The organism is Burkholderia sp. Nafp2/4-1b, assembly GCF_003635165.1.
In the GTDB taxonomy this organism is placed as follows: domain Bacteria; phylum Pseudomonadota; class Gammaproteobacteria; order Burkholderiales; family Burkholderiaceae; genus Burkholderia.
The window spans coordinates 130,168-149,215 of the sequence record NZ_ML058624.1; the positions used below are offsets into that span (position 1 = coordinate 130,168).

At 68.6% G+C, this 19,048-nt stretch carries 21 protein-coding genes and 1 riboswitch; of the genes, 6 read left to right on the forward strand and 15 right to left on the reverse strand.

The genetic code is table 11. The annotated features are described in order from the left end of the window. Positions 1-37 precede the first annotated feature (37 nt). From cobM to cbiE, 4 genes are read right to left on the reverse strand one after another with little or no spacing between them, the layout of a single operon-like run. Entirely contained in the window at positions 38-766 is a 729-nt protein-coding gene (cobM, locus tag C7H84_RS30535; protein WP_121862290.1) for a precorrin-4 C(11)-methyltransferase, read from the reverse strand. Positions 767-809: 43 nt separating this feature from the next. Continuing rightward, the gene (locus C7H84_RS30540) at positions 810-1,550 is read right to left on the reverse strand and encodes a cobalt-precorrin-6A reductase (RefSeq protein ID WP_121862291.1); all 741 of its coding nucleotides are present in this window, start codon (positions 1,548-1,550) and stop codon (positions 810-812) included. Continuing rightward, positions 1,547-2,635 (reverse strand): cobalt-precorrin-5B (C(1))-methyltransferase, encoded by a 1,089-nt coding sequence (locus tag C7H84_RS30545; protein WP_121862292.1) that lies wholly within the window; start codon positions 2,633-2,635, stop codon positions 1,547-1,549. The genes C7H84_RS30540 and C7H84_RS30545 overlap by 4 nt, the downstream gene beginning before the upstream one ends. After that, entirely contained in the window at positions 2,635-3,870 is a 1,236-nt protein-coding gene (gene cbiE / locus C7H84_RS30550) for a precorrin-6y C5,15-methyltransferase (decarboxylating) subunit CbiE (RefSeq protein WP_121862293.1), read from the reverse strand. Before cbiE ends, C7H84_RS30545 begins: the two co-directional genes overlap by 1 nt. A gap of 213 nt (positions 3,871-4,083) precedes the next feature. Then, a riboswitch (cobalamin riboswitch) is annotated at positions 4,084-4,275 on the forward strand. Between the two features lie 106 nt (positions 4,276-4,381). Here cbiE and cobG point away from each other — a divergent pair. The 4 genes from cobG to cobJ are packed head-to-tail and all read left to right on the forward strand — an operon-like array spanning position 4,382 to position 8,847. Next, positions 4,382-5,749: a precorrin-3B synthase gene (gene cobG, locus C7H84_RS30555; protein ID WP_276208423.1), complete on the forward strand. Its 1,368-nt coding sequence runs from the start codon at positions 4,382-4,384 to the stop codon at positions 5,747-5,749. Continuing rightward, positions 5,742-6,368 (forward strand): precorrin-8X methylmutase, encoded by a 627-nt coding sequence (locus C7H84_RS30560; protein ID WP_121862295.1) that lies wholly within the window; start codon positions 5,742-5,744, stop codon positions 6,366-6,368. Before cobG ends, C7H84_RS30560 begins: the two co-directional genes overlap by 8 nt. Beyond that, positions 6,365-7,099, forward strand: coding sequence for a precorrin-2 C(20)-methyltransferase (locus C7H84_RS30565; protein ID WP_121862296.1), 735 nt, complete (start codon positions 6,365-6,367; stop codon positions 7,097-7,099). The genes C7H84_RS30560 and C7H84_RS30565 overlap by 4 nt, the downstream gene beginning before the upstream one ends. Beyond that, positions 7,096-8,847, forward strand: a complete 1,752-nt coding sequence (gene cobJ / locus C7H84_RS30570; RefSeq protein WP_121862297.1) for a precorrin-3B C(17)-methyltransferase — start codon at positions 7,096-7,098, stop codon at positions 8,845-8,847. Before C7H84_RS30565 ends, cobJ begins: the two co-directional genes overlap by 4 nt. Positions 8,848-9,028: 181 nt before the next feature. On the opposite strand, the gene C7H84_RS37300 is transcribed toward cobJ, so the two are convergent. From C7H84_RS37300 to C7H84_RS30600, 7 genes are all read right to left on the reverse strand, one after another. Continuing rightward, a complete protein-coding gene (locus C7H84_RS37300; RefSeq protein WP_240462139.1) occupies positions 9,029-9,367 on the reverse strand; it encodes a hypothetical protein in 339 nt (112 codons plus the stop codon). Between the two features lie 58 nt (positions 9,368-9,425). After that, on the reverse strand, positions 9,426-9,731 hold the full coding sequence (locus tag C7H84_RS37305; protein ID WP_240462140.1) for a lipid II-degrading bacteriocin: 306 nt from the start codon (positions 9,729-9,731) through the stop codon (positions 9,426-9,428). After that, complete coding sequence (locus tag C7H84_RS30580; RefSeq protein WP_240462141.1) at positions 9,685-10,575, reverse strand: hypothetical protein; 891 nt, start codon at positions 10,573-10,575, stop codon at positions 9,685-9,687. The genes C7H84_RS37305 and C7H84_RS30580 overlap by 47 nt, the downstream gene beginning before the upstream one ends. A 400-nt stretch (positions 10,576-10,975) precedes the next feature. Beyond that, positions 10,976-11,719 carry an IclR family transcriptional regulator gene (locus C7H84_RS30585; protein WP_121862298.1) on the reverse strand — a complete coding sequence of 248 codons (744 nt, stop codon included), beginning with the start codon at positions 11,717-11,719 and terminating at the stop codon, positions 10,976-10,978. Between the two features lie 60 nt (positions 11,720-11,779). Further along, positions 11,780-12,946, reverse strand: a complete 1,167-nt coding sequence (locus tag C7H84_RS30590) for an acyl-CoA dehydrogenase family protein (RefSeq protein WP_121862299.1) — start codon at positions 12,944-12,946, stop codon at positions 11,780-11,782. Positions 12,947-13,055: 109 nt separating this feature from the next. Beyond that, positions 13,056-14,357 (reverse strand): citrate:proton symporter, encoded by a 1,302-nt coding sequence (locus C7H84_RS30595; RefSeq protein ID WP_121862300.1) that lies wholly within the window; start codon positions 14,355-14,357, stop codon positions 13,056-13,058. Positions 14,358-14,471: 114 nt separating this feature from the next. Next, positions 14,472-15,650, reverse strand: a complete 1,179-nt coding sequence (locus C7H84_RS30600) for a CoA transferase (RefSeq protein ID WP_121862301.1) — start codon at positions 15,648-15,650, stop codon at positions 14,472-14,474. A gap of 301 nt (positions 15,651-15,951) precedes the next feature. On the opposite strand from C7H84_RS30600, the gene C7H84_RS30605 reads away from it, so the two are divergent. Further along, positions 15,952-16,194 carry a hypothetical protein gene (locus C7H84_RS30605; protein WP_121862302.1) on the forward strand — a complete coding sequence of 81 codons (243 nt, stop codon included), beginning with the start codon at positions 15,952-15,954 and terminating at the stop codon, positions 16,192-16,194. Positions 16,195-16,355: 161 nt separating this feature from the next. After that, the gene (locus tag C7H84_RS30610; protein ID WP_121862411.1) at positions 16,356-16,784 is read left to right on the forward strand and encodes an NUDIX hydrolase; all 429 of its coding nucleotides are present in this window, start codon (positions 16,356-16,358) and stop codon (positions 16,782-16,784) included. A 16-nt stretch (positions 16,785-16,800) separates the two neighbouring features. Here C7H84_RS30610 and C7H84_RS30615 read toward each other — a convergent pair whose 3' ends face one another. The 4 genes from C7H84_RS30615 to C7H84_RS30630 all read right to left on the reverse strand — a co-directional run bounded on the left by C7H84_RS30615 (position 16,801) and on the right by C7H84_RS30630 (position 19,034). Beyond that, positions 16,801-17,127, reverse strand: coding sequence for a low molecular weight protein tyrosine phosphatase family protein (locus C7H84_RS30615; RefSeq protein ID WP_121862303.1), 327 nt, complete (start codon positions 17,125-17,127; stop codon positions 16,801-16,803). Positions 17,128-17,163: 36 nt separating this feature from the next. Continuing rightward, on the reverse strand, positions 17,164-17,736 hold the full coding sequence (locus tag C7H84_RS30620; RefSeq protein WP_121862304.1) for a DUF1993 domain-containing protein: 573 nt from the start codon (positions 17,734-17,736) through the stop codon (positions 17,164-17,166). Positions 17,737-17,875: 139 nt separating this feature from the next. Further along, entirely contained in the window at positions 17,876-18,328 is a 453-nt protein-coding gene (locus tag C7H84_RS30625; RefSeq protein ID WP_021160082.1) for a YaiI/YqxD family protein, read from the reverse strand. 91 nt (positions 18,329-18,419) lie between these two features. After that, positions 18,420-19,034 (reverse strand): magnesium chelatase, encoded by a 615-nt coding sequence (locus tag C7H84_RS30630; protein ID WP_121862305.1) that lies wholly within the window; start codon positions 19,032-19,034, stop codon positions 18,420-18,422. Positions 19,035-19,048 lie beyond the last annotated feature (14 nt).

The window sequence follows — 19,048 nt, forward strand, 5'->3', positions numbered from 1 at the left end:
AGTCGCGCCGGATCGCACGGTCAGCACCGTTCGACCATCAACTCCCGCTCGCATACAGCGTCGAATCCGCGAACCCCTCCGCATCCAGCACGCGCCCGATCAGGATCAGCGCGGTGCGTTCGATCTGCGTGCCCTGCACCTTGCCGACGATGTCGGCGAGCGTGCCGGTCACGCGTTCCTCGTCGGGCCAGCTCGCGCGGTAGATCACCGCGACCGGGCATGCGGGCCCGTAATGCGGCAGCACTTCATCGACGATCCGCGCGAGATGTCGCACGCCGAGATGGATCGCGAGCGTCGCGCGATGCGCGGCCAGCGCACCGAGCGCTTCGCCTTCCGGCATCGTCGTCTTGCCCGCGAAGCGCGTGAGGATCACCGTCTGCGCGACACCGGGCAGCGTCAGCTCGACCCCGAGCGTCGCCGCGCATGCGGCCGTGGCCGTCACGCCCGGCACGATTTCATATGGAATCCCGAGCGCCTTGAGCCGGCGGATCTGCTCGCCGATGGCGCCGTACAGCGACGGATCGCCCGAATGCACGCGCGCGACGTCCTGCCCTTGCGCATGCGCGTCGGCGAGCAGCGCGACGATCGCGTCGAGGTCGAGCTCGGCCGTGTTGACGACGCGCTCCGCGCGATGGCCGTCGAGCACGGCCGGCGGCACGAGCGAGCCCGCGTACAGGATCACCGGGCAGGTGCGCACGAGGCGCTGGCCCTTGACCGTGATCAGCTCCGGGTCGCCGGGGCCCGCGCCGATGAAATACACCGTCATCGAAAATTCTCCGTCAATGGATGAGGCCGCCGTTCGCGCGGTATCACGCGCGGGCGGCCGGATCGTGCGCATCGAGCGCATCGAGCAGCGCGGCGGCCGAGTCGAACGTGCGATCGGCGTCGGGCAGCGACGGCCGTGTCAGCATCACGACCGGCAGCCTGCGTTCGCGCGCGACGTCGAGCTTGGCCTCGGTTGCGGCGCCGCCGCTGTTCTTGCTGACGACGACGTCGATGCCCGCGAGCGCGAACAGCGCGCGCTCGCCGTCGAGCGTGAACGGCCCGCGCGTCGCGACGATCTGTGCGCGCGCGTTGCCGGGATGCGCATCGAGACAGCGCACCAGCCAGAACTGATGCGGCGGGATCTCGTCGAGATGCGCGAGCGGTTCGCGGCCGAGCGTGAACAGCGGTCGCCGGAACGGCGCGAGCGCGGCCTCGATGCCGGCCCAGTCGTCGACCATCCGCCAGTCGTCGCCGGGCTGCGGCGTCCACGGCGCGCGGCGCAGCGCCCACAGCGGCACGCCCGCGTCGCGCGCGGCAGCCGCTGCGTTCGCGCTGATCCGCGCGGCATACGGATGCGTGGCGTCGATCACGAGGCCGATGCCCGCGCTGCGCAGATACGCGGCGAGCCCGGCCGCACCGCCGAATCCGCCGACGCGCACCGCGCAGCGCAAATCGTCGGGCACCTTGCCGAGGCCAGCGAGGCTGTAGAAGTGTTCCGGGCCGAGCGCACGCGCGATCTTCAGCGCGTCGCCGGTGCCGCCGAGCAACAGGATGCGCGTGCTCATCGGGCGCGCCCGACGAAGCCGCCCTGCCGGTCGATCGCGAACATCTCGACGGCGACCGACGCCGGCACGATATCGCGCGCGACGCGCAGCGCATGGGCGCAAACGAGGTCGCCGAGCGGCACGCCGGCCGCATGCGCGAGCTTCAGCGCTTCCTGACTGGTGTTCGCCGCGCGCATCGCGGCCTGCAGCGCGTCGTTCGCGCCCGCCTCGGCCGCCCACTGCGCGAGCATCGGCAGGTCGATGCTCGAATGGCGGCTATGCAGATCGAGATGGCCGGCCGCGAGCTTGCTGAGCTTGCCGAAGCCGCCGCACATCGACAGGCGCGCGACCGGCGCGCGGCGCAGGTGCTTCAGCACCGCACCGGCGAAATCGCCCATCTCGATCAGCGCCATGTCCGGCAGCCCGTAGTGCGCGCGCATCGCATCCTCGCTCGCATTGCCGGTGCACGCGGCGATGTGCGTGATCCCGTTCGCGCGCGCGACGTCGATGCCCTGATGGATCGACGCGATGTACGCCGAGCACGAGAACGGTCGCACGATGCCGGTCGTGCCGAGGATCGACAGGCCGCCGACGATCCCCAGGCGCGGGTTCATCGTCTTCAGCGCGAGCGCCTCGCCGCCTTCGACGCCGATCGTCACGTCGAACCCGCCTGCGTAACCGTATTCGGCCGCGAGCGCGTCGAGGTGCGCGGTCATCATCTGGCGCGGCACCGGGTTGATCGCCGGCTCGCCGACCGGCAGCGTGAGCCCCGCGCGCGTGACGGTGCCGACGCCCGGCCCCGCATGAAAGCGCACGCCGGGTGCGGCGGCCAGCGCGACGCGCGCGAAGATCAGCGCGCCGTGCGTGACGTCCGGATCGTCGCCGGCATCCTTGATCGTGCCGGCCTCGGCGCCGTCGGCCGTGGTGCGGCAGAACTCGAGCCGCATCATCACGTGCTGCCCCTTCGGCAACACGATCTCGACCGCATCGTCAGCGCGGCCGGCGAGCAGCAGGCGTGCGGCGGCGAGCGATGTCGCGGTCGCGCAGCTGCCGGTCGTATAGCCGAACCGCAGCGGCGCCGGTTGTTCGGGGGTCTCGTCGCGCATCACGCGGGGGCCGCGACGTCCGTCGCGGCGGCATCGGGCTTGCGCACGTCGTACAGCGTGACGGGCAACGGCTGCCGCCATGTGTCGAAGCGGCCGAGCGGCTCGGCGTGCGCGAGCGACACGCGCGTGAGCGTGCCGCCGTGCGCGTCGCGCCACGCGGCGAGCGCGAGCTCGCCCTGCAGCGTGACCGCGTTCGCGACCAGCCGGCCACCGGGTTTCAGCGCCGTCCAGCACGCGTCGAGCACGCCGGCCGCGGTCGCGCCGCCGCCGATGAAGATCGCGTCGGGCGCCGCAAGCCCCGCGAGCGCATCCGGCGCGCGCCCCGCGACGAGTTGCAGGCCCGGCACGCCGAGCGCATCGCGGTTGTGCTCGATGAAGCGCTGCCGCTCCGCATGCGCTTCGATCGCGATCGCCTGGCACGACGGATGGGCACGCATCCATTCGATGCCGATCGAGCCGCTGCCCGCGCCGACGTCCCACAGCAGTTCGCCCGGTGCGGGCGCGAGGCGGCCGAGCGTGAGCGCACGCATGTCGCGTTTGGTGAGCTGACCGTCGTGGCGGTACGCGTCGTCGGGCAGGCCGGGGGTCAGCGCGCGGCGCGGCGCATCGGGGCCGGCTTGGCAGTCGAGCGCGATGAGGTTCAGCGCCGCGGTTTCGTCGACGTGCCAGTCGTGCGCGAGGCCGTCGAGACGCCGCTCGAGCGGGCCGCCGAGATGTTCGAACACGCTGATGCGCGTCGGGCCGAAGCCGCGCGCGGTGAGCTCGGCGGCGACCGTGGCCGGCGTGCGGCCGTCGGCGCTCAGCACGAACAGGCGCCGGCCCGGCAACAGATGGCGCGCGAGCGTCGCGAGCGGCCGGCCGACGAGCGATACCGCACCGACGTCCTGCAACGCCCAGCCGAGCCGCGCGGCCGCGAGCGACAGCGACGACGGGGCTGGCAGCACGCGCCATTCGTCGGCGGACAGCGCACGTGCGAGCGTCGCGCCGACGCCGAACAGCATCGGGTCGCCGCTCGCCAGCACGCACACGGGCGCGCCGCGCCGCGCGAGCAGGCCCGACAGGTCGAACGGCGACGGCCACGGCTCGCGCTCGGCTCGCAGCCGCGCGGGCAGCATGTCGAGGTGCCGCTTCGCGCCGACGACCCGCGTCGCGTCGAGCAGCGCGCGCCGCGCGCCGCGTCCGAGCCCCGCGTAGCCGTCGTCGCCGATGCCCACTACCGTCAGCCACGCCGTCATGCACCGTTCCCCATCGTCCGATTCCATCGAGTTGCCGGCGGCGGCCGTTCAGGCGCCGGTGCGGCCGTCCGCATTCCGAAAGTCGGCATGGTACCGTGTTCCACCGCGCGTTTCATCTGCCGGACGGCCGCCGACGGGCGCCGTTTCGCTTTGGTCGCGGCGCCCGGTCGATGGTCGCCGGCGGTCGCGATACGCCGGTGAAATCGGGTATCCTACGGCCGTTCGTTCGCCGGTGCCCTTCGGGGCCGAAGAGGGAACACAGGGCGCCCCGCGCGCCGCTGTGGCTGCCCCCGCAACTGTAGACAGCGAGCCGAGCTCCCCCTCATGCCACTGGTTTCACCGGGAAGGCCGGGAGCAGGCGCCGACCTGTCAGCCAGGAGACCTGCCGGCCTGAAAGTGCGTGCGTGCCAGTCGGCGTCGGGCGGGGTGTACCGATGCGTTGGCCGCGGCGCCACACTGTCCCGATATTCCGTTGAGCTCCGCCCCCGTTTCGATTCCTGTGTCGCCCGTCGTGCGCCCGTCGGCTTGCCCGGGGCTCGTGCGCGTCGTCGCGGCCGCCGACGGCGGCCTGTGCCGAATCAAGCTGCCCGGCGGCCGGCTCGATGCGCGGCAGGCGCGCGCGATCGCAGCCGCCGCACGCACGTACGGTTCGGGCGCGATCGACGCGACCAATCGCGCGAATCTCCAGTTGCGCGGCATACGCGACGGCGCGGCCGATCCGCTGGCCGGCGCGCTGCTCGCTGCCGGGCTCGGCCCGCGCATGAGCGCCGATGGTGCCGCCGACGACAAGGGCCGCGCCGCGCTCGCCGCAAGCGACGACGTCCGCAACCTGATGCTCAGCCCGCTCGCCGGGCGCGATCCCCACGCACTGCTCGACAGTCACGCACTCGCGCTGCCGTTGCTCGACATGCTCGCGCGCGAGCCGCGCCGCGGCGAGCTGTCGCCGAAGTTCTCGATCCAGCTCGACGGCGGCGAAGCGGTTGCGGCGCTCGATCATCCGCACGACATCTGGCTGGCCGCATGGCGTCGCGGCGACGGTGCGGTGCGCGTCGCCGCGGGGCTGGCCGGCTGTCCACCGATCGCGCCCGGCGATTCGCCCGCCGCGTTCGACGTGGCGCCGGACCAGGCCGTCGCGCTCGTGCGCGCACTGCTGCTCGCCTTCCTCGATCTCGCACCGGCCGACATCACGCGGATGCGCGGGTTGCTCGCGACCGTCGCCGAACGCGCATTACGCGAGCACGCGCAGCACTACGTGCCGTTCGCGCTCGACGCCGATCCGGCGCTGGCCGGCTGGCGGCGCATGCATGCGGATTCCGCGCTGCGTTCCGGCGCGCGACCGTCGCTCGACGCGGACCGCTGCAGCGTCGGCGCGCAGTTCGTGCTCGGCCGGCTCGATGCTGCGCAACTGGAACGGCTCGCGGCACTGGCCGAAGCCGAAGGCGACGGCACGCTGTCGATGACGCCGTGGCAAGGCATCTTCGTGCACGGCGTGCGGCACGAACGGGGGCCCGCCGTGCTCGACGCGCTCGCGTCGCTCGGTCTCGTGTGCACGCCCTCCGATCCGCTTGCGGCGCTGGTCGCCTGTACCGGCAGCACGGGCTGCGCGAAGTCGCGCGCCGATACGAAACGCGATGCGCTCGCGCTGGCCGCGCGCGTCGGCCGGCCGCTCGACGTGCACCTGACCGGCTGCGAGCGCCACTGTGCGCTGCCGCACCCCGCGACCCACACGCTTGTCGCGGTGGCACCCGCAACCTACGACCTTTACCGGCGCGACGCCGCCACGGGCCTCGGCGCCCCGCTCGCGCGCCATCTGACGATTGACCAGGCCGCGGCCCGACTGACGGACGCGCGGCACAGCCAGGACACCACCGATGCTTGACTACATTCGCGACGGGCAGGAAATCTACCGCCAGTCGTTCGCGACGATCCGCGCCGAGGCCGACCTGTCGCGGATTCCGCCCGATCTCGAGAAACTCGCGGTGCGCGTGATCCATGCGTGCGGGATGGTCGATGTCGTCTACGATCTGCGCTTCTCGGCAGGCGCCGGCACGGCGGGCCGCACCGCGCTCGCGGCCGGCGCGCCGATCCTGTGCGACGCGAAGATGGTCGCCGAAGGCATCACGCGCGCGCGGCTGCCGGCCGGCAATCGCGTGATCTGCACGCTGGGCGAACCGGACGTGCCCGACCTCGCGCGGCAACTCGGCAACACGCGCTCGGCCGCAGCGCTCGAGCTGTGGCGCCCGCATCTGGCCGGCAGCGTCGTCGTGATCGGCAATGCGCCGACCGCGCTGTTCCACCTGCTCGACATGATCGACGCCGGCGCGCCGCGCCCCGCGCTGATCCTCGGCTTCCCGGTCGGCTTCATCGGCGCGGCCGAATCGAAGGCGATGCTCGACGCGAACAGCCGCGGCGTGCCGTACGTCGCGCTGCTCGGCCGGCGCGGCGGCAGCGCGATGGCGGCCGGGGCCGTCAACGCACTCGCGACGGAGGTCGAATGACAACCGCGCGCGGACGTCTGTTCGGGGTCGGCGTCGGCCCCGGCGACCCTGAGCTGATGACGATCAAGGCGCTGCGCGTGCTGCAGGCGGCGCCGGTGGTCGCGTATTTCGTCGCGAAGGGCAAGAAAGGCAATGCGTACGGGATCGTCGAAGCGCACCTGCTCGACGCGCAGACGCAACTGCCGCTCGTCTATCCGGTGACGACCGAGGCACTGCCGCCGCCGCTCTGCTACGAGACGGTGATCGCCGACTTTTACGACACGGCCGCCGAGATTGTCGCGTCTCATCTGGACGCCGGGCGCGACGTTGCGGTGATCTGCGAAGGCGATCCGTTCTTCTACGGGTCGTATATGTATCTGCACGACCGCCTCGCGCCGCGTTACGACACCGAAGTGATCCCGGGCGTGTGCGCGATGCTCGGCGGCACGGCCGTGCTCGGCCAGCCGCTCGTCTATCGCAACCAGAGCCTGTCGGTGCTGTCCGGCGTGCTGCCGGAGGCCGAACTGCGCGTGCGGCTCGCGCAGGCCGATGCGGCCGTCGTGATGAAGCTCGGCCGCAACTTCGACAAGGTGCGTCGCGTGCTCGACGAACTGGGGCTCGCGAAGCGCGCGCTCTACGTCGAACGCGCGACCATGGCGACGCAGCGCATCGTGCCGCTCGACGAAGTCGATCCGATGGCGTCGCCGTATTTCTCGCTGCTCGTCGTGCCGGGGGAAAAATGGCAAGGATGACGACTCCGCCCGCGATCGTGATTCTCGGCGCAGGCGCGCTCGAGACCGCGCGGCGCATCCAGGCGCGTTATCCGGGCGCGCTCGTGCACGGGCTCGCGTCGCGCGTCGCGGCCGACGTGCCGTTCGACGAACTCGGCCCGCATCTGCGTGAGCTCTACGCGCGCGGCGTGCCGATCGTCGCGCTCTGCGCGGCCGGCATCGTGATCCGCTGCGTCGCGCCGGCGCTGACCGACAAGGGTGTCGAGCCTCCGGTGCTCGCGGTCGCGGAAGACGGCTCGGCCGTCGTGCCGCTGCTCGGCGGGCTGACGGGCGTGAACGTGATCGCGCGCGAAATCGCCGAATGCGTCGGCGTCGCGCCGGCGATCACGACGAGCGGCGAGCTGCGTTTCGGCGCGTGCGTGCTCAATCCGCCCGACGGCTATGCGCTCGCGGATCTCCAGCAAGGCAAGCGTTTCGTATCCGACCTGCTCGCGGGCGCGGCGACGCGCATCGACGGCGCGGCGCCGTGGCTCGACGACGTCGCGTTGCCGCGCGACGACGCGGCAGCACATGCAATTCGCGTGACGCCCGATGCGTGGCGCGGTGCGCGTGACGAACTCGTGATTCATCCGCGCAGCGTGGTGGTCGGCATCGATGCAAATGGCGTGCGGGATGACGCTTCGGCATCGCTCGCCGAACGCATCGATGCGATGCTGGGTACGCATGGGCTCGCGCGGTTGGCACTTGCGGCGCTGGTCGCTCCGGCGACGTTGCTCGGTGATGCGCAGGTCGAAGCGGCGGCTCGGACGCTGGATGTGCCGCTGCGGTTCGCCGATGTCGATTTCGCCAACGGTGACGCTGACGACGGCGACGACGCGCATGCCGGCGACACCGATGCCGCCGCCCTGCTCGCCCGCACGTTGCGCGTGGCCCACACGCTGCGCGCAACGTCCGGCGGTCTTGCTTGTGCGGTCGCTTCGCAGCCGGTCGATCCGGCGACGCTCGGCCGCGCGCGCGGCCGCCTGACGGTGCTCGGCATCGGCCCGGGCGACGCCGCGTGGCTCACGCCCGCCGCACGCAATGCGCTCGCGGACGCCACCGACATCCTTGGCTATACGACTTACGTGACGATGGCCGGCCCGTTCCGCGCGGACCAGCGCGTGCACGGCACCGACAATCGCGAGGAGATGCAGCGCGCGCGCCATGCGTTCGAGCTGGCGGCCGAGGGCCGGCGCGTGGCGGTGGTGTCGTCGGGCGACCCCGGGGTGTTCGCGATGGCGGCGGCCGTGCTGGAGGCGCTCGACGAAGCGCGCGATCCGCGATGGGCGGCGGTCGACCTGCGCATCGAGCCCGGCGTATCGGCGTCGCTCGCGACCGCCGCGCAGGCCGGCGCGCCGCTCGGCCACGATTTCTGTGCGATCTCGCTGTCGGACAACCTGAAGCCGTGGGACGTGATCGAGATGCGGTTGCGGCATGCGGCGCAAGCCGATCTGGTGATGGCGTTCTACAACCCGATCTCTCGCGCGCGGCCGTGGCAGCTCGATCGGGCGCTCGATGCGGTGCGTGCGCATCGAGCGCCCGACACGATCGTCGTGCTCGGCCGCGATATCGGCCGGCCCGGCGCGACGCTCACGACGACGACGCTCGGCGCGCTGCGCAGCGATCAGGTGGACATGCGCACGATGGTGATCGTCGGCTCGTCGACGACGCGGCGTTTCGCGATCGGCGACGGGCGTGAGTGGGTGTATACGCCGCGCTGGTATCGCTGAACTTCAATGCGGATGGAGCGAAAGTTCCCCCTTGTGCCCTTGGGTAACTGAGGCGTCCGGCGACAGTTGCCTGGGCGGAAGAATCTCTGTCAATCGATGTCTTCCGCCCGTCGATGAGGCATAGAGGCCATGAAGTTGAACAGATGGTTCAATATCGTCGAGCTCGTGAATCCACAGCGGGTCAATCAAAAGGACCTGCATTGTCAACCACAAAGCCTCTGCATGTCATTTTTGCCACATAACGATGATTATCGACGCGGTAAGGAATTTTCCATTGCTGTAGATCCACCAAATACTCCGCAGCCTCATCAAACGACACATTTGAAAAGTTATTGTGTCTGGCATACTTGACTAGATAATCCCTCACTTGGGATGTGGAGAGGTTCGGGCAGGCCGCATCGCCTCCATCATCTCGAATGTATGCCATAACACCTATCAACAACGCAGCCAGAAGTACAATCGAAAAAACAGCCGCAAGTGTGAATTTAAATAAACTGGAGAAATATGCTTTCGGCATCATGCCTCCATCAGTGACAAAAAATCGAAACAGGAAATCATCTCAAACACAAATCAAACGATCAGTTGATTACCGGTCTTTCTCGTCCATGCCCTATGGAAGGGAGGTGCACCGCACCACCACCTTGGTTCGTCGCTCTTATGCTGGCTCTGGTCCCTTGAATATTCAACGGCTGGGAACCGGTGAAGTAGATCATATAATCGTGATGACCAGTAAACGAGCCGATTACGCGAATCAACGTAGTGAGCGCCTCCTGAACCGCCGGCCGAGAATTGGATGCATCAAAATCAAATTTATCCGGGTTGAGCGCATATTCCCCGTTAAAGCTGAAACGTCCGTCGACACTTAGGATTAGCTGCCGTAACATGCCCACTCACTCGACCTAACGCCGACCCTACTATGTATTCGTGATCGCTTAGAAGATTTGTGCTAAATGCGGCATCTATTGGATATGTTCCGGGCCCCATTCCGTCGTTGACGATGATGCTTCGAATCGGGCCGATTTCGGCAGCTCCGATTTTGAGATGGAGGGATTTCAAATCAACGGACCTAGGACTACCGTCCCCTCGGATCCAGTAGTCGTAGGCGGCCAACGGAAAAAACGGCGTCGCGTAAAATTTGAAATCGGAGATGGGCGGCGAAGGCAGATGACTGAAATAGTAGTTACTAAAAAGACCAAATGCCGTCGTCAATCCTCCTATCTGCATATTGGAGAGTTCGTACTGACTGGCTCCGGCAATGCTCTGCCACCCATTATTGGCCAACCATTGCGTAAAAAGTCCGTACGTTGCAATCTGAGCTCGAATGACGTTGTTGCTTGCCAATTCAATGCCGTATGCGAATTGATGCAACATTTCGAGCGGATTTTTCGCGGCTGCGGCCTCAAAAACTTTCTTTCCGTTCACCAGCCTGAACTGCCCGATTTGCCAAATTCCGCCGCGAATATCTTCCATGCCAGGCGCCCAAACATATCCGCCGGCAGGGCCATTCGGAGTTGCCACCGGAAGGCTGTAATCATGGGGAGCCGTTACATTGATTGGAGGCATCATGTCATCGGCGGGGCCATGGCCTTGGGCCCAACTTCGCAGTGGACGCAACGTCATGGTCGCAGGAGCCGCAATCGAAATGCCCAACAATTTGCGCCGCTTCCTCGCTAGTCCTTCATTGGACATGCGATCAATTTCGGGCACGGAGTTTCTCTTTTCTGTCATTTTGTTCCCCATATCTCATAAAAGCACGTGTTTCGACGGCTCGGTTTTGGCAGCAAATATGGGGATTGTTTATATAATTATATTTGTCGCGCAATGGTAATGTAATGTATGCGCATCGTTTCAATTTGTCATTATTTTTTTGTAGTTTTCACGTTCGTGATTGTCGCGCTTGACGCGGTAAACGCGATTGCGACGGACTAGGCCTTGCGCGCCCCGCGACATAGGAGCGACCGCGCTCGGCACCGCGCACTGCGGCAGATGATCGGGATGAACGACGTGCAGCGCGAGACTTCACGCATTATGAATGCGCACAGGATGCTAATACGGCCATTCCCAGGTGCTATCCGGCATCGAGGCAACGGCCATTAAAACAGGTCTCCGCCACGCTTCTCGGCCCCTGTTACCCGCGCCCCTGCTCCGCCAGCAGCCGCGCCTTCGCATCGACGAGCAGCGCCGCATGCGTGTCGCGATGCTGGCGGATCCGCTCGGTCGGCCCGACGACCGACAGCCCGTACCAGTCGCCGTCGAGCGTCAGGGCAACCGCGATCGCCGACAGCTCGGGCGCGCTTTCGCCGAAGTTCTCCGCCCAGCCGAGTTCGCGAAACCGTGCGGTCTGCGCGACGAGCGCCGGCAGGTCCGCCACGCTCGCATCGGTAAAGCGTTCGAATGACAGCTGCGCGCCGAGCGCCTGCTGCGCGTCGCTCGCGAGTTCCGCGAAGATCGCCTTGCCGATCGAGTTCGCATGCAGCGGGCGCAACTCGCCCGGCTGACGCGTATAGCGGATCGCCTGCTCCGACTCGACGACGTCGAGATACGTGACCGACGCACCCTGGATCTTGCCGAGCACGGCCGTCTCGCCGCTCGCGTCGCGCAGCGCGACGAGATGCGGATGCACGAGGTCGACGACCGGATCGGTCGCGTCGATCGCGGCGGCGACCGCCTGCAGGCGCCGCGTCGGGTAGTAGCCGCCGCGCTTGCGCACCTCGTACAGGTAGCCGCGGCTCACGAGCGTGCGCGCCATCGCGAGGCAGCTCGACGCCGGCACATTGAGCAGGCGCGCGAGTTCGGTGAGCGGCAGCGGCCGCCGTTCGGCGGCGAACAGCTCGAACAGGTCGAGCGTGCGGGCAACGAGTTTGACGTCCATGACGAGCGCTTGATTCGGAACGGGGAGCCGCGCGCCGGGCCGGCCGCCGGGTCGCTACGGTCAGTACGACTTCGGCAGCCCGAGCACCTTCTCCGCGATGTAGCAGAGGATCAGTTGCGGACTCACGGGCGCGAGCCTCGGAATCATACACTCGCGCAGGTAGCGCTCGACATGGTATTCCTTCGCGTAGCCCATCCCGCCGTGCGTCGCGATCGCCGTCTGGCACGCGTGGAACGCGGCTTCCGCGCCGAGGTACTTCGCGGCGTTCGCCTCCGCGCCGCACGACTGCCCCGCGTCGTAGCGCGTCGCCGCCTTCATCACCATCAGCCATGCGGCCTCGAGCTGCATCCACGCCTGCGCGAGCGGATGCTGGATCGACTGGTTCTGCCCGATCGGCCGACCGAACACGATGCGCTCGCACGCATACTGCGTCGCGCGCCGCAGCGCGGCCTGCCCGAGGCCGATCGCCTCGGCGGCGATCAGGATCCGCTCGGGGTTCAGCCCGTGCAGCAGATAGCGGAAGCCGTCGCCTTCGTTGCCGATCAGGTCGTCGCGCGGCACACGCAGGTTGTCGATGAACAGCATGTTCGAATCGACGGCCTTGCGGCCCATCTTCTCGATCTCGCGCACCTCGACGCGTGAGCGGTCGAGATCGGTGTAGAACAGGCTCAGCCCGTCGGTGGGCTTCGCGACCTGGTCGAGCGGAGTCGTGCGCGCGATGATCAGCATCTTGTTCGCGACCTGCGCGGTCGAGATCCAGATCTTGCGGCCGCTGACCACATAGTGATCGCCGTCGCGGCGTGCCTGGGTCGTCAGATGCGTCGTGTCGAGGCCCGCGTCGGGTTCGGTCACCGCGAAGCAGGCCTTGTCGCGCCCGGCGATCAACGGCGGCAGGAAGCGCGCCTTCTGCGCGTCGTTGCCGAACACCTGCACCGGGTTCAGCCCGAAGATGTTCATGTGCACGGCCGATGCGCCCGACAGGCCCGCGCCCGATGCGCTGATCGTGCGCATCATCAGCGCGGCCTCGGTCATCCCGAGCCCGGCGCCGCCGTAGGCCGGGTCCATCGCGATGCCGAGCCAGCCGGCCTCGGCAAGCGCCGCGTGAAAGTCGGACGGAAACCCGCCCGCGCGATCGCGTTCGAGCCAGTAGTCGTCGCCGAAGCGTTCGCAGATTTTCTCGATCGCGCTTTCGATCGCGCGCTGGTCGTCGGTCAGGTCGAACTGCATGGATTGCTCTCCAGGAAAACGTGAACGGCCGTGCCGGGCTCGATACGACGGCGGCCTTGCGGAAGCCTCCGCGGCGCAGGCCGGCGCGGCGCGATGCATGCGCATACGCTCACAACGGAAACACGCCCGTCGCGACCGCGGCGAACACCATCAGCACGGTGGCGGCGAACAGGAACGGAATCGTGAATTTCTGGTGCTCGGCCAGCTCGACGCCGGTCAGGCCGACAATCAGGAACGTCGCCGGCGTGAGCGGGCTGACCGGGAAACCGGTCGTCATCTGGCCGAGCAGCGCGGCCTGCGCCATCTGGATCGGCGGCACGCCGAGCAGCTTCGCGCTTTCCGCGAGCACCGGCAGCACGCCGAAGTAGAACGAATCGGGGTCGAACAGCAGGCTGAGCGGCATCGACAGCAGGCCAAGCACGAACGGCATGTGGCGGGCATGCTCGATCGGCACGTGCGCGACGACGACCTCGGCCATCGCCTTCAGCATCCCGGTGCCGGACATGATCCCGGTGAACGCGCCGGCCGCGAGCAGCACGCTCGCCATCATCAGCGCGGCCTTCGCATGCGCGTCGATCCGCTCGCGCTGTGCGTGCACGTCCGGATAGTTGATGACGAGCGCGGCGACGGTGCCGAGCATGAACATCACCATCGGGTCGACGATGCCCGACACCAGCGTGCCGAGCACGACGAGCGTGAGCGCGAGGTTGATCCGGAAGCGTCCGGGCCGGCGCAGCGCGCGTTCGGCGTCGGTCAGCTCGCGCGGCGCAATCGCGAGTGCCGCCGCGCCCGCGCGATCGAGCCCGAGCCGCTTCGCCTCGCGCGCGCCGAGCACGTACGCGGTGCCGAACACGAACACGAGCCCGACGATCTGCACCGGAATCATCGGCATGAAGATCGCCGAGCCGGGGATGTGCAGCGCGGCCGATGCGCGCAGCATCGGCCCGACCCACGGCAGGAAGTTCACGCCGGCCGCCATCGACGCGACGCACGCGAGGATCCGCCGGTCCATCCCGAGCCGCGTATAGAGCGGCATCATCGCGGGCAACGTGACGAGAAACGTGACGGCGCCCGAGCCGTCCAGGTGGATCAGCAGCGCGAGCAGCGCCGAGCCCATCACGATGCGCGGCGGATGGCAGCCGATCACGCGCAGCACGCCCGCGATGATCGGGTCGAGCATCCCCGCATCGGTGAGGATTCCGAAAAACAGAATCGCAAAAACGAACATTCCGGCGATCGGGCCGATGTTCTGCACGCCGTGCACGATGAACTTGCCGGTCGAGAGTCCGAAGCCTGCCGCGAGCGACGCGGCCACCGGCACGACGATCAACGCGACGAGCGGCGACAGCCGCTTCGTGATGATCAGGCCGAACAGCGCGACGATCGCGATCGCGCCGATCCATGCGAGCATGATGGGTCTCCTGTTGCGCCGGCGCGCGGCGGGCGCGCTGCGGCGTGATGTCCGAAGCGGTGTGCGGGCGTGCGGCGGCGGACGCCCTCGCACGGTCGCCGGCCGCGATGCGTGTCAGTTCCGGTGCGTGCCGCCGGCGTCGCCGGTGCCGTCGTGGGCGAGATCGGCGAATACCTGCGCCGCGTGCTCGTTCAGCGCGGGCGGCGGCCGCCGGTACGTGGCCGGCGTGCGGCCGAGCTTGATCGGCGACGCGATCCCGCGATGTCGGCCCAGTTCGACCTTCATCTGCCGGTGCGCGACGTGCGGATGATCGAGCGCCGCGTCGAGCCCGAGCACGGGCGCGCACGGCACGCCGCGGCGCATCAGCTGCTCGGCGAGCGCCGCGCCGTCGTGGTCGGCCAGCGCCGTTTCGAGCAGCGCGCGCAACGCGGCGCGGTTCGTACTGCGCGCGCGATTGTCGGCGAAACGCGGATCGGCCGGCCAGTCGCGCGTGCCGAGCACGTCACACAGCGCGGCGAACTGCCCGTTGTTGCCGACCGCGAGGAAGATGTCGACGCTCGCGGTCGGAAAGCTGTCGTATGGCGTGATGTTCGGATGCGCGTTACCGGTGCGCACCGGCGCCTGCCCGGAATGGAAGAAGTTCGGCGTATGCGGATGCAGGATCGATAGCGCGCAGTCGAACAGCGTCGATTCGACGAACTGGCCGCGCCCGCTCGCATCGCGTTCGCGCAGTGCCATCAGCACGCCGAGCGCCGCGTTCAGGCCGGTGACGAGATCGACGATCGGCACGCCGACGCGCAGCGGCGCACCGCCCGCCTCGCCGTTCACGCTCATCAGCCCGGCCAGCGCCTGCACGGCCGCGTCGTAGCCGGGCAGCCCGCCGAGCGGGCCATCCGCGCCGAAACCCGACACCCGGCAATAAACGAGCCGCGGAAAGCGCGCGTGCAGCGCGTCGAAGCCGAGGCCCCAGCGTTCCATCGTGCCGATCTTGAAGTTCTCGACCACGGCATCGGCGTGCTCGAACAGCGCGAGCAGCCGCTCGCGATCGTCCGGTTTCGTGAGGTCGAGCGCGATGCCGAGCTTGTTGCGGTTCACGCCGAGGAAATACGACGCGGTGTCGCCGTCGAACGGCGGCCCCCAGGTGCGCGTCTCGTCGCCCGACGGCGGCTCGACCTTGATCACCTCCGCGCCGTGGTCGGCGAGGATCTGCGTCGCGTACGGGCCGCCCAGCACCCGCGACAGATCGATGATGCGCAACCCCGCCAACGCGCCCTGCTGCATCAGCTCCGCCATGCGTCTCGCTCCTGCTTCCGGTTGATCGGACCGCCGGTTCCGCCGCGCCGACAGCAGCGGCACCGGTTCCCGAACTAGAACAATAATTCATGTGTGTGAATTTATATTCACACTAGAGAATTTTGTTGTCAAGCCGGAAATGCTGTGGCGGGCGCGCCGCGAACGCGGCCGACCGCAACCGGGACGACAATCGGGGACGGCCAGCACGGACGGCCTCGAACGCCGGCCGGTTGCCGCGCCCGGCCGCGGTTCGCTAAGCTGGCGGGCACGACTCGTTTGAACTCAAGAAAGGCGGACCTCGATGAAACGCATGCTGCTCGCAGTCCTCGTGCTCGTATCGACGCTGGGCGTCGCCCGCGCGCAAACGCAGACCTTCCATTTCGGCGAAGGACAATCCCGGTCGCCGGCCGCCGCGCCGGTGGCACGGCCGGCGCCCGCGCGTCCGCACGTGACGCCGCCGCATCATCACCGGCGTTCCGTCCACAAGCTGCGGCCTGGGCGATCCGCGAAGCCCGCACGCTCGCGGATCTACGCGCAAGCGTGACGCGGTGCGCGTTGCGCGCGGCAATGCACGGAACTGTCACGAACGCCGGCTATGATCGGCGCGGCGGCTTGCATGCCGTCGCACCCGACGCTCGGGCGGTCGACGGGCAGCGCCTGTCGACGTGCAGTTCCCTCCACGATTCAGCACTCGATTTGCCGAACATGAATACCGGGCCGGATACCGTCGCCAGCATCAAGGAACGCGCCACGATCGTGTGCCGCCAGCGCAGCAGCGTGCTGCTGGTCGCCCGTACCGCGGCGCGCTGGTCGCTGCCGGGCGGCACGATCCGGCGCGGCGAGACGCCGCTCGAGGCCGCGCGGCGCGAGCTGGCGGAGGAAACGCGGCTGGAGGGACTGGCGCTCGACTACGCGGTGCAGTTCGGCGGGCTGACGAAGCTCCATCACGTGTTCGTGGCCGACGTGCCGAACCACCTGACCCCGCGTGCGAGCAACGAGATCGCGCGCTGCAAGTGGTTCGACGTCGAGCGCCTCGAGACACTGCGCGCGAGCGTGCCGACCCGCAAGATCATCGAACTCCTGCACCTCGACTGCCTTTCGTCGCTCGCCGACGTGCCGCTTCGCTCGCGTTGAACCGCGGTCCGGCGGCTTACGCGCGCAGCAACGGCCCGGCCTTGCGTTCGAGCAGCGCAACCAGTTCGGGCTGCATGTAGGCGTAGCGGTCGGGAATGTCGAGGCAGACGATCTTCTTGTGCTTCAGTTGGGCGCCGAATCGGGCGGACAGCCTTGCCTTGTGCGCGCGTTCCATCACGAACACGATCTCGGCCCAGTCGAGCTGTTCCGCGGTCAAACGCGTGTGGGCGTCGGGCGCGAGGCCGGCGGAATCGGTTTCGACGCCCGGCCACGCGGCGAACACCGCTTCGGCGGTCGGGCTGCGCAGCCGGTTGCGGCTGCAGACGAACAGCGCCCGCATCATGCCTGCGCGCGGCGGCCGGATTGCGCGCGCATCCGTTCAACCCTGCGGAATCGTATCGGGCCGCACGTACGCCAGCATGTGCGGCACGTAGTCGGCCTTGCCGAGCTCGACACCGTAATGGCGCAGGATCGCGTACGCGGCGATCGAGTGAAAGTAGAACTGCGGCAGCGCCCAGTCGCGCACGTACTGTTCGCCGGTCATGTCGAACGCGGTGCCGTTCGGCAATTCGAGCGCGATCGGCCGCGCGGCGCCGTGATCGAGTGCGTCCGGCGCGAGTTCGCCGAGGAACGCAATCGTGCCCGACAGGATCCCTTGCGCGTCGCTCAGCGTGCCGGGCTGCGCATCGGCATGCCAGCCGGCTTCGCGCAGCGCCAGCAGTGCGTCCGGCAGCGGCTCGCCGCGCAGCCGGTAGACGGGTTCCATCGCCTGGAAGCACGAGAACCGCACCTGGGCGGCGAGCGGATACATGTCGGGCGCGAGCTTCAGCGTCAGCAACGCATCGGGCGCGTCGCCGGCGGCCTGCCGGTGCGCGACGGCCTTGTCGAGCCACGCGGACTGCGCGCGCAGCATCTGGGTGAAGGTCGGAACGAGGAGTTGGGTCAGTGACATTCATGCTCTCCAATGGGTCGTTCGCATCTCGCGGTCAATGACGGGCGAATTCGTATTCTGCCGCAGCGGACGTTTCGACGCGAAACCAGTGACGCATCGCCGCGCCGGCACGCACGCGCATCAGCGCATCAGCGCTTGGTCAGGGCTTGCCGTGGCGCGCGAGAAACCGGTCGAGCTGCGATGCGAACGCCTTGCCGTCGCGTGCGCTGAACGGCGCCGGGCCGCCGGTATCGATGCCCGCGCTGCGCAGCTGGTCCATCATCGCGCGCGTCGACAGCCGTTCCTCGATGTTCTCGCGGCTGAACCAGTTGCCGCGCGGGTCGAGCGCGTGCGCGCCCTTGTCGAGGACGGCCGCGGCGAGCGGAATGTCGGCGGTGATCACGAGATCGCCGGCTTCCGCGAGCTCGACGATCCGCGCATCGGCCACGTCGAAGCCGGCCGGCACCTGCACTGCCTTGATGAACGGCGACGGCGGCGTGCGCAGGAACTGGTTCGCGACCAGCGTCACGCAGATCTCGGCACGACGCGCGGCGCGAAACAGCATGTCCTTGATGACGGCGGGACACGCGTCGGCATCGACGAGTACTTGCATGGCAGGTGTTCCAGTAAGCAGAAACGGCGATCATAGCGCAGCGCCGCCGGCGCACGCCGCGCACGCCTCACTCGCTGGCTCGATCAGCGCATCAGCCGGCCATTCCGGCGCACAACGCCGCCGCGGTCGTCCATCGCGCGCCCCAGGCCTCGGCGAGCCGCCTGCCCTGCCCGATCCGCACGGCCGCGTCGTCGAAATCGACGAACACGACGTGATCGGCGGCGGCCGGTTTCGGCGGTGTCTCGCGCGTGCGTCCGTCGGACAGCACCCACAGCCAGCGCTGCTTGTCCGGCGTCGGCGTGCGCCTTGCGTCGCGTGCCAGTAACTGCGCGGCGGCCGCGATGCCGTCCGCGAGCGGCGTGCCGCCGCCGCCGTCCACCGGGTCGACCCAGCGCGCATTCCACCAGCGCGGCACGGCCGGGCCGAAGCGCCGCGCGGCGCCGTCGCCGCCGAAGCAGATCAGCGCGGTTTCCATGCGCTCGCGCGCGGCCTGGTCGAAGTACGCGACGATCAACCCTTTCGCGAGCGCGAGCCGTTCGTGCGACAGCATCGACGCCGAACAGTCGAGCACGAAGCAATGGAGTGCGCGCGGTGTGCCGGCCTGCTTGCGAAACCGCAGATGGCCGGCGTGCAGCGGACCGCCGCGCTTCGCGGCGAGCGTCGCCGGCCACGCAATGGCCGTGCCGGCACGCACCGCACCCGGCACGCGCGCGGCGGCGC